General features: G+C 51.5%; 11 protein-coding genes. 6 read left to right on the top strand and 5 right to left on the bottom strand.

What is annotated here, in order from left to right; genetic code table 11:
• Together C7B82_RS01575 and C7B82_RS32920 are read left to right on the top strand one after the other, a co-directional pair.
• Positions 1-311: hypothetical protein (locus tag C7B82_RS01575; protein ID WP_219903891.1), on the top strand; the 311-nt coding region annotated here is incomplete at its 5' end.
• Positions 312-448: 137 nt separating this feature from the next.
• Complete coding sequence (locus tag C7B82_RS32920; protein ID WP_106254553.1) at positions 449-712, top strand: putative toxin-antitoxin system toxin component, PIN family; 264 nt, start codon at positions 449-451, stop codon at positions 710-712.
• A gap of 3 nt (positions 713-715) precedes the next feature.
• Here C7B82_RS32920 and C7B82_RS31250 read toward each other — a convergent pair whose 3' ends face one another.
• Entirely contained in the window at positions 716-934 is a 219-nt protein-coding gene (locus C7B82_RS31250; protein ID WP_146141019.1) for a hypothetical protein, read from the bottom strand.
• A 97-nt stretch (positions 935-1,031) separates the two neighbouring features.
• Here C7B82_RS31250 and C7B82_RS01565 point away from each other — a divergent pair, with 97 nt between their 5' ends.
• Both C7B82_RS01565 and C7B82_RS01560 read left to right on the top strand, forming a co-directional pair.
• Positions 1,032-2,114, top strand: coding sequence for an ABC transporter permease (locus C7B82_RS01565; protein WP_106254552.1), 1,083 nt, complete (start codon positions 1,032-1,034; stop codon positions 2,112-2,114).
• A gap of 133 nt (positions 2,115-2,247) precedes the next feature.
• Positions 2,248-3,240, top strand: coding sequence for an ABC transporter permease (locus tag C7B82_RS01560; protein WP_106254551.1), 993 nt, complete (start codon positions 2,248-2,250; stop codon positions 3,238-3,240).
• A gap of 115 nt (positions 3,241-3,355) precedes the next feature.
• Here C7B82_RS01560 and C7B82_RS01555 read toward each other — a convergent pair whose 3' ends face one another.
• Positions 3,356-3,595 carry a hypothetical protein gene (locus tag C7B82_RS01555; RefSeq protein WP_106254550.1) on the bottom strand — a complete coding sequence of 80 codons (240 nt, stop codon included), beginning with the start codon at positions 3,593-3,595 and terminating at the stop codon, positions 3,356-3,358.
• Between the two features lie 256 nt (positions 3,596-3,851).
• Between C7B82_RS01555 and C7B82_RS01550 the strand changes: the two genes are divergently transcribed.
• Positions 3,852-4,835: an EI24 domain-containing protein gene (locus C7B82_RS01550; protein ID WP_219903889.1), complete on the top strand. Its 984-nt coding sequence runs from the start codon at positions 3,852-3,854 to the stop codon at positions 4,833-4,835.
• Positions 4,836-4,947: 112 nt separating this feature from the next.
• Here C7B82_RS01550 and C7B82_RS33515 read toward each other — a convergent pair whose 3' ends face one another.
• Positions 4,948-6,087: an S-layer homology domain-containing protein gene (locus C7B82_RS33515; RefSeq protein WP_245939682.1), complete on the bottom strand. Its 1,140-nt coding sequence runs from the start codon at positions 6,085-6,087 to the stop codon at positions 4,948-4,950.
• 306 nt (positions 6,088-6,393) lie between these two features.
• Positions 6,394-7,392, bottom strand: a complete 999-nt coding sequence (locus C7B82_RS01540) for a zinc-dependent alcohol dehydrogenase family protein (protein WP_106254547.1) — start codon at positions 7,390-7,392, stop codon at positions 6,394-6,396.
• A 686-nt stretch (positions 7,393-8,078) separates the two neighbouring features.
• Between C7B82_RS01540 and C7B82_RS01535 the strand changes: the two genes are divergently transcribed.
• A complete protein-coding gene (locus tag C7B82_RS01535) occupies positions 8,079-8,300 on the top strand; it encodes a DUF4327 family protein (RefSeq protein WP_106254546.1) in 222 nt (73 codons plus the stop codon).
• A 28-nt stretch (positions 8,301-8,328) separates the two neighbouring features.
• On the opposite strand, the gene C7B82_RS01530 is transcribed toward C7B82_RS01535, so the two are convergent.
• Positions 8,329-8,706, bottom strand: coding sequence for a hypothetical protein (locus tag C7B82_RS01530; protein ID WP_106254545.1), 378 nt, complete (start codon positions 8,704-8,706; stop codon positions 8,329-8,331).
• Positions 8,707-8,822 lie beyond the last annotated feature (116 nt).

Below are 8,822 nucleotides of genomic sequence, written 5' to 3'. Positions count from 1 at the left end.
GCAAACTGGAACGTATGGGGCCGTTTCGCGAACGGTTTCCAGAGGTTAAGGCGGTGCTTTTCGCTGGCACAGAACGAGGAGGCATTATGGAGCCGAGCTCAATTCAGGTCAATGCTGACATTGCCAGAGCTTTTCAGTCAGCGCAACCAGCGCAACCAGCGCAACAGCAGCAAATCCAAGTCCTGGTTAGTCTTTGGCTGAAACGCGCCATGAACCTAACAACGTTGCAAGCCACAATGGATCAAATGAGTGATGCTGCTGAAGCCAACGGCTTAACCCTAGAGACTCTACAGTCCATTTTGGATGAATAAATTAAAATTTGTTCTCGATTCCAACGTGTTAGTGAGTGCGGCTTTGTTTAAAGGTTCCATTGCGCGGCAAGCATTCAATCGAGCAGCAGTAGACGGACAAATTCTCATGTCTGCGCCTGTTTGGGCAAAACTGCGAGATGTGTTCAGTAGACCTCGCTTCGACCAATGTTTATGCCAATGAATTACGCACAGCCTTTCTAACTAATTTGTTACCAGTTGTTGAAATGGTCGAGATTACCCAGTCAATCACAGCCTGCCGTGACCCAAAAGATAACAAGTTTCTTGAATTAGCGATGGATGGTCAAGCAACCTGCATTTTAAGCAGCAACAAAGATCTGTTGGTACTTCACCCTTTTCAAGGGATTGAGATCGTCACACCAGCGGATTTTCTAGCAGGATGATCACTACTTCGATGTAACGCGCGATCGCCCCTCCGCCATTGGTGGTGGGTTGAGCCTTCCAAGTACTTGTCTGTCAAGTATTGCTTGACGCAAACCCAACAATATCAGCGCGATCGCCCGTTTTCTCATACCATCGCCATTCTTTCCATCACTTGGGTTAAGCGCGGTCAAATGTTCACGAGCCACGATTGCCCACCGGGCCACGATTGGATCATGTAACATTGCCAAGACGGTAGAATTTTACATATCGAAAGCCAAGCAGAACTACTAAAGGTTATGCCTACTTCTACAGCTATTGCGTTACGCCCACGAATCACTAATGTCTAAAACGCTCTATTACCAGCTTGGTTCGATCGTCCTTTCCCTTATTTTTCTTGCTGTCATCATTGCTTTGGTCGGAGCCTCTCCGGTTCAAGTGGTCAGCAGCATGTGGTCAGGCGCGTTTGGTACACCGGATCAGTTTGCGCGGGTGATTGCAACGTTAGCTCCACTGTTGCTGTGTACCAGTGGATTGCTGTTTACGTTCACGGCTGGGCTGTACAACCTGGGGATTGAAGGGGAAATTGTGGCAGGGGCGATCGCAGCGACCTTTGCCATCCGCTTATGGCAAGAGGTGCTTCCGGCTCCGTTGGTGATGCTACTGGCGATCGTGATTGGTGCGCTAGGTGGTGTGCTGTGGGGTTTGCTGGCAGGCATCTTGAACGTTTACGGTCGCATCAACGAAATTTTTGCTGGCTTAGGGCTCAACTTTGCAGCGCAGGGGCTTGTCCTGTATCTCATTTTTGGCCCCTGGAAACGAGAAGGGGTTGCGTCTATGAGCGGCACCGAGCAGTTTAAGGACTCTCTTTGGTTGCCAACCATCGGCAACACCGAAGCCAGTCCGGTTTCGCTGCTGGTGGCGATCGCAATCCTGGCTTTAACGATCGTGGTGATGCGCGGCACCTATTTTGGCTTGCAGCTTCGTGCTGTGGGACAAAATCTAAGAGCGTCCTACGTGTTGGGCATCCCTTCCGTGCGGCAGTTGCTCAGCGCGTTTGCCATCTGTGGTGCGTTTGCAGGCATCGCCGGAGCCTTGCAAGTGCTTGCCGTCTTCCATCGCCTGATTCCCAGCATCTCCAGCAACCTTGGCTATCTGGCATTGCTGATTGCCATGCTGGTCGGCTTCAACGCCTGGTTGATCTTGCCTGTTTCCTTTTTCTTCAGCGCTCTTAATATCGGCAGTCTGCAATTACCGCTATCGCTCAACCTGGAATCGTCTCTAGCAGGCGTGATTCAAGGCATGTTGGTGCTGTTTGTGCTTCTCGGTCGGGGCTTGAGCGATCGCAAACCCGCCGATTCCAGTTCTGGTAAGCCCCAACCCCAGGTGATATCGCCCACTGAGCAATTAGGAGTGAAGGGGTAGACAGTTGTTGGTTTTTAGTTTTTGGTTGTTAGAAGGAGGCAGAAGACAGGCATTGCCCATGAAATAACAACTAAAAACCAACCACTAAAAACGGGTTCAACTCAAAACTCTCTTATCCTTAATCCTTTCCCTCATGGACACCGATCAAATCATCGCCATTCTCGCCACCGCGATCGCCACTGCAACACCGCTTGTCTTTGCATGCATTGGTGAAACCGTAACCGAGCGAGCAGGAGTCATTAATCTCTCCGCCGAGGGCACAATCATGCTGGCGGCAATGGTTGGGTTTGCAGTCGCTAAAACGACGGAAGGACTGGGCAATACGCTGAGTTTGCTGTTGGGCTTTGGTAGTGCTGCCCTGGTGGGAGCCGCGATCGCGTTTATTGTTGCCTTTGGTGCGCTGACGTTGAAGCAGTCTCAGGTAGCGATCGGCTTTGTGCTGGCGCTGCTGTGTGCCGATCTGTCGTCGTTTTTGGGCAATGCCTTTGTCCGCATTCCTGGGCCGACAGTGCCCAGCTTGAACATCCCGCTTTTGCAGGATATCCCGATCATCGGCAAACTGCTGTTCCAGAGCGATTTACTGGTGTACTCTAGCTTTGCGCTTATTGCGCTGGCCTGGGTCTACTTTTATCGCACCCGTGCTGGATTAATGTTGCGGGCGATCGGTGAACAGCCGGCGGCCGCCTTTGCCAGAGGTACGAATGTAATCTTGATGCGCTATTTCTACACGGTGTTTGGTGGTGCCCTGATGGGGATTGCGGGAGCCGCCTTTGCCCTGGACTTTAAAGCAGGCTGGAGCCATCGTCATACAGGCGGTTACGGTTGGATTGCGCTGGCGATCGTCATTTTTGGTGGCTGGAATCCACTCAGGGTGGCTGTCAGTTGTTACCTCTTCGGCATCTTGCAATCTATGGCAAATGTTGCTCAAAGTGCTATTCCAGATATTCCCACGCAGGTTTTCACGGTTGCGCCCTTTGTGCTGATGATTCTGTTTTTAGTGCTAACCTCCAGCGAATGGCTAGAGAGGCTTTTGAAACTGCTCCCACCAACCTTAAGCCATGCAGCGACACAAACGATTCATAGCACTCCGCCAGCCGCGCTTGGTCAAGTCTTTGAACAGGATTAGCGAGGTTAACAGACGCTTTTTCCACACTGCAAAGCTTGCAGCGAGTCCTGGCGATCCGGTCATGCCACTTCAAGTGGCAACAAACATGAACTGACGATCGGCGTTGCCTACCGACTTAATCGTTGCTTTCGCTGACCGTAAGCTGGCGAGTTGGTTTGAGAAAGAGCCAGCTAACAAAGAAAAAAGAGGCTGTAAACAGTTGCATGATGTCTATAGCGGAGAGATAGCCATCTGAGAAAGACGCAATGCTGCGATCGGTAATCCCGAACACCCAGGAAGAAATACCCAGCAGCCAGATGCCTTGCCTTAAGCTACCTAAGAAAGGATGACATTGAATCGCCTGTTTATCGTTCATGAGTGACCTTACAGAGAAGTGCGAATATAAACAACAGTTACAAGCAGTTGACAAAAGAGCATCTTTGCTTTTCCTGTTCGCATCATCTTAGAAAAGTCTACATTCGCTTGACATGGTTCTATGGAGAGAGACCTAACACATGGGTCTCGTTGACTAGATCAGACTAAGGCTTGTTGACAGCGTGTAATACAGGCATACAACGTTGTGGCGACTCTCTGGCTAGACTGGTGATGGGTGCAACGGTTTCTAGCGGCTCTTGTACCTGGCTCTAGCCAACACAGCGATCGCGATCGTTTCAACGTCCAGTTCGCCTTTCTATGGAACGGTTGCAAAAGACACCATGACAGAAGAGTCAGATTCTGAAATTATCCGCCAAGTCGGTGCTTTGCCTGTTGGCGTTGTTGCTGGGGCAACCTATCCACTCCAAGCCTTGCTGTTTATTCGCAAGCATTCTCAGTTATGGGGTTGTGTCGTGATCCCCATTCTGGTCAACCTGGTCATTGGGGCGGTCTTGTACGCAGGTTTACTGCTCCCTGGCTGGCGAGGCATTGATCAATGGGCGTCTGGTGTACCAGTCTGGTTGGCACAATGGGTTGCCAGTTTGCCGTCCTGGGCCTCCCGTCTTTTGACCTGGTTGCCCACAGGAGCCACGTTCTTTGACGATGTACTACGCTTTCTGATGGCGATCGCGCTTTTTGTCCTCACGGGGTTACTGCTAGTGCAGTTTGGTGCCATTTTGGGAGCGCCCTGGTACGGCAATCTGGCAGAGCAAACAGAACGGCTACGTCGAGGGCAGCTGCCTAATGGTTCACCAAGCTTTAACCGCGCCCTACAAGACATCTGGCGAGCCCTTACTTTTCAGCTGAAAAAATTGGTACTACTGATCGTGTTTGGGCTACCGTTTTTGGTGCTCAATTTTCTACCACCTCTTGGCACGACGATCGCCAGCGTAGGCGGTGTCGCACTAGCAGCGCTAATGGTTGGGTTAGATTTCCTCGATGCGCCATTAGAACGTCGTCGCCTGAGCTTTCGTCAAAAATTAGGGGTGTTTGCGCGATCGCTCCCTGCCAGTGCCACTTTTAGCTGGGCTTGCCTGGTGCTGGTCAGTATCCCCTTGATCAGCTTGCTAGCTGTCCCCATTTGTGTGGCAGCGGGGACGCTTTTTTGCTGCGATCGGGTGTTGCCTTACTTGCCTGCGGATGAGGCTAGTGATGGTTCATTGGGGAAGGAGCCAGAGTAGGGGGGCTATAAGCGATCAGCCGTCAGCACAGAATATGGTTCTAGGCATGGAGTAAGGCCTCAGACCGAGAAGCTTGATAGCTGGCTGACCACGCACGGCCGACCGCTGACGGCTAATTTTTTGTACCTTCCACTAAGCTGACAGCCCGTTCTGGCGTTGGCACTGCTGCCGTTTTCGGATTGCTGGTAACAGCCGCAGCCGCAGTAGCGGGAGGGATGAAGAGTTTGTCACCTTGCTGAAGGACAATATCGCGGCTACGATCGCCCTTCTCAAGCAATTGCCGAACATCCACATTGATGACTTGTCTGGCGGATGTCTCACTAATCCGATGGATTTGTACTTGACGCAGATCAGCACCGTCTAACGCCCCACCGGCTCGTTGAATCGCGCGACTCACGGTTGGCACACCAGCATCTGCCGGCGAATCGACTCGGCTACCGTTGGCAACAGTATAGATCCCAGGACGGGGCACCGCGCCACTCACTTGGACGGCCATCGTTAACGGTGCTGATTGTCCTGTTGCGAGCGCCTGGTAAATGAAAGCCGCTGCATCGGCACGTGTGGGAGTGCGATCGGGGTGAAGCTGTTGCAACTCTCTGTAAGAGACCGGCGATGTTGTGAAGGCTTTCTGCGTCATCAAGGCAAACTGACCCGCTGTTACACTCTCATCAGGACGAAAGCTGCCATCATGAAAGCCTCGTACAACGCCCTTTGCCGCTAACGACTCGATAAAGCTTTGAGCCCAGTGCCCTTTGAGATCGGATAGTGGCGTGTTGACGGACGTGAAGGGTAATGATTGAGTGCTGCCAACCCGCAGTCTGCTCTGCTCGAGCATGTCTGCTTTCTTCTGATCGTCTGCATCAGATAGCGCCATGCCAGGAGCATTCTGCATGGCTCCGTTGTCAAAGCTCGGACGGTTTAACCGAGTTGGCAGTGATCGCATCGTTGGCGGCACATTAACCATTGGTAAATTCCTTAAAGAAGCGGTACGACCAGCCTCTGCTGCGGTTTGTCTAGCTTTTGCAAGCGCACTGGTGCGACCATCAATCGTTGCTAACGGCAGGGTTTCAGGAGCCGCGATCGCACTGTTAGTAGGTGTCTTTGCCGGCTCTGCTTTCGTAGCATCCTTCTTAGCATCGGATGCTGAGTCATCATCGGGATGGAACAGATGGGGGAAGAGTGCAGCACAACCGTGATACAAAGCAAACGTAGCCAACGTGCTACAAACAACGGTTGTTGCAGTTGTTGTCATGGGGATACGCATAAACTTAGTTCAATAATGGGGCTTGAGTGTCTGGTAGCGCGACTAAAGGCATGCGCAGCAAACTAAGGACGCGTTAAACAACAGCGCTCATCCGCAGGCGATCGAGGATTCACAGGAACTACTACCCAATACGGTACTTCGCTCGACCATCAGGACAGAATGTTGAATTATCGGTTTGGGAGTGGTTAGAAGTGAGGAGTCAGGAGTCAGTGGTCAGTATTGTATTCCTAGCTGATGGCTGATGGCTGATAGTTGACCGCTGATAGCTAACCGCTGACCGCTTTCCCCGCCTCACTAATCCATCACCAAGACGAGCTTGCCTGTCGTTGAACCAGATTCGATCGCCTGATGTGCTGCTGCTGCTTCAGCAAGGGGAAAGGTCTGACCCACGTGCAGCTTGAGGTGTCCTGCATCAATTAACTCGGCACACTGCTGCAAAATAGCTGCCTGCGACTGCTGCACTGCCATTAAGCCCTGCAGCATCGGCAGTAGCATCAGCTCAAAACTCACACGCTGGTTGCGGGTGCGCGCCAGTTTCCAGTTGGTAGCGGGATCAGCATCGAGAATGGTCACAATGTCGCCGTAAAATTTCGTGGCAGCAAAGGATTGACCGAGCGCAGCCCCACCAACTGTGTCAAAGGCAACATCCACGCCCTGTCCATGTGTCCAATTCATGACGGCCTGTGCAACCTCTGTGTCTTTGTAAAAAAGGACTTGACTCGCACCTCGATCGCGTACAAACACTGCTTTGGCTTCTGTGCTGACGGTGGTACAAACTTCAGCACCGCGCCATTTTGCTAGCTGAATGGCGACATGCCCGACACCACCAGCCCCTGCATGAATGAGCACACGTTGTCCTGCCTGGAGCCTCGCACGATCGAATAACGCTTCCCATGCCGTAATGAGCACTAGAGGTGCGGCAGCTGCTTCAGCAAAGCTCATCGTGGTGGGTTTGTGAGCGGCAAAGCGGGCATCCACGATCGCCCATTCTGCATAGTTGCCGGGATGCCCACCCAGACCACCATTGCAGAAATAGACCTCGTCTCCTGGTTGAAACTGGCGCACTGACGCGCCCACGGCTTCGACAATGCCAGCGCCATCACAGCCCAAAATGGCAGGCAGGCGATCGGGGAAAAAGGTGCCTCGTCGCCGCAGCTTCGTGTCGATCGGGTTCACTCCAGCTGCTTTCAGGCGCACTAAGACTTCTGTCTCTTGCTGAATCGTTGGCTCCAGCACTTCGCCTAGCTGCAAAACGTCTGGTTCTCCAGGAGCCGTCATCAAAGCCGCTTTCACAGGATATCTCTCAAGTTCACAATATGTCTTACTTTAGGAGATTTCCAAGGAAAATTTACCCTTGGGTAGGGGCCGGTTTGACACCAAAGCGATCGGATGGAGGCAAAGACGCTGACGCTGGCAAAACCTGCCCTCTACCAAGCGGCACCTTTTTTTCAGAAAGGGCCACCGACAAGTGTTTTCATCTGGTGAGACATTTTCATCTGGTGAGACAACAGTGAAGGGTTAGGAGCGCAGCGGTGATACGAGCCGTTTGTGATCATCGGAGCGAATCGATGTGGTGACGATCACACGCAAAAAATCGCACAAGGTGGGAAACTAAGAGCTTCTTGGCGGTCATGGCAACCTCCAAGTGGCTCAAAATTTCTGGCTGTCACATAACATTTGTTAATATATCGCAACAGAGTTTTCAATGTCTCGCTGAACCTACCGAGGACTAGGCGTTCTAAGATCAGAGTTCAGCGGAAATTAGTTAGGGTTTGATGACTTTTTCAACGGTTCTTAATACAATCAAAGAGGGTTTAGCGCGAAAATGAAATTAGTTCGGTATAGAGGACTACATTCTTTTTCCGCTAAATTTAACGATCAGTTTTTATCTATTTTCTACTCCTAAAACTACTTTCAGTCACTCTATACAAGCTCTTTGCTTCTCACCAAACCTCCATTAGCCAGTATCAAGGGTGATTATGCTTCAGTCTGCACAGTATTCTCTCGATATGATCCAAGACGAGGCACGCGAGCTCGTCCATAAAGGTAAAGTTAGTCGTCAACAGCCGATTTATCTTCTCTGCCAGTTCATTCCTGCCCGCGAATGGGCGTTCGTTGAATGCGAACTAGAACGCTGCAACTTTTTGCTGCGCGATCGCATCGGCGATTTAGTTGGTCGCGAGCATTGGGACAACGACTAACTGAGCACGGCTAGGGTTTTTGAGCGGGTCAGGAGGATGTTTCTTGATTTCTGATCCGTTCTAGCTCAGCACGCATCGCGACGATTTGCGCCGTTAGTTCCTGTAGCTCTAGCTGAATATCGGGTGGAGCAGAGGGCGTCGTTGCTGTCGTACCAGTCGTTCCCGAAGGCGTGGATGGCTGTGCCCGCTGATTAAGCAGCGTATCCACAAAGTTACGCGCCTCTTGCTCAGTCACTTCGCCCTTTTGCGCCCATTGTGCTGATAGCTCGCTCCACTCCTGGTTTAGCTTGGAGAGGTTCTCATGTCGCTTTTCCGAATCTTGCAGCACTTCTACTAAGGAGGCTGTAGCGCCAAGCGTCACGCGAAACCCTTGTTGAACCAGTTGCACAAAAGTGTCAGAATTCATCTCAACCGTATCCTTTAAGCATCATGCGAACAGTCTAAGCCTATTCTACAAATACAGGCATGAGACGCCAGAGTTCGGAGAAAAAAGCAGATTTTGGTTGTAGCTAACTGATTTTT

The organism is Stenomitos frigidus ULC18 (genome assembly GCF_003003795.1).
In the GTDB taxonomy this organism is placed as follows: domain Bacteria; phylum Cyanobacteriota; class Cyanobacteriia; order Leptolyngbyales; family Leptolyngbyaceae; genus Stenomitos; species Stenomitos frigidus_A.
The sequence above is the reverse complement of the archived record's forward strand: the minus strand, read 5'-3'. Positions and strand labels throughout refer to the sequence as shown.

What these genes read in the sequence shown, in the direction of transcription:
- C7B82_RS32920 (WP_106254553.1), top strand. Translation starts at nt 449, where the DNA reads ATGTGTTCAGTAGACCTCGCTTCGACCAATGTTTATGCCAATGAATTA.
- C7B82_RS31250 (WP_146141019.1), bottom strand. Translation starts at nt 934, where the DNA reads ATGTTACATGATCCAATCGTGGCCCGGTGGGCAATCGTGGCTCGTGAA.
- C7B82_RS01565 (WP_106254552.1), top strand. Translation starts at nt 1,032, where the DNA reads ATGTCTAAAACGCTCTATTACCAGCTTGGTTCGATCGTCCTTTCCCTT.
- C7B82_RS01560 (WP_106254551.1), top strand. Translation starts at nt 2,248, where the DNA reads ATGGACACCGATCAAATCATCGCCATTCTCGCCACCGCGATCGCCACT.
- C7B82_RS01555 (WP_106254550.1), bottom strand. Translation starts at nt 3,595, where the DNA reads ATGAACGATAAACAGGCGATTCAATGTCATCCTTTCTTAGGTAGCTTA.
- C7B82_RS33515 (WP_245939682.1), bottom strand. Translation starts at nt 6,087, where the DNA reads ATGACAACAACTGCAACAACCGTTGTTTGTAGCACGTTGGCTACGTTT.
- C7B82_RS01535 (WP_106254546.1), top strand. Translation starts at nt 8,079, where the DNA reads ATGCTTCAGTCTGCACAGTATTCTCTCGATATGATCCAAGACGAGGCA.
- C7B82_RS01530 (WP_106254545.1), bottom strand. Translation starts at nt 8,706, where the DNA reads ATGAATTCTGACACTTTTGTGCAACTGGTTCAACAAGGGTTTCGCGTG.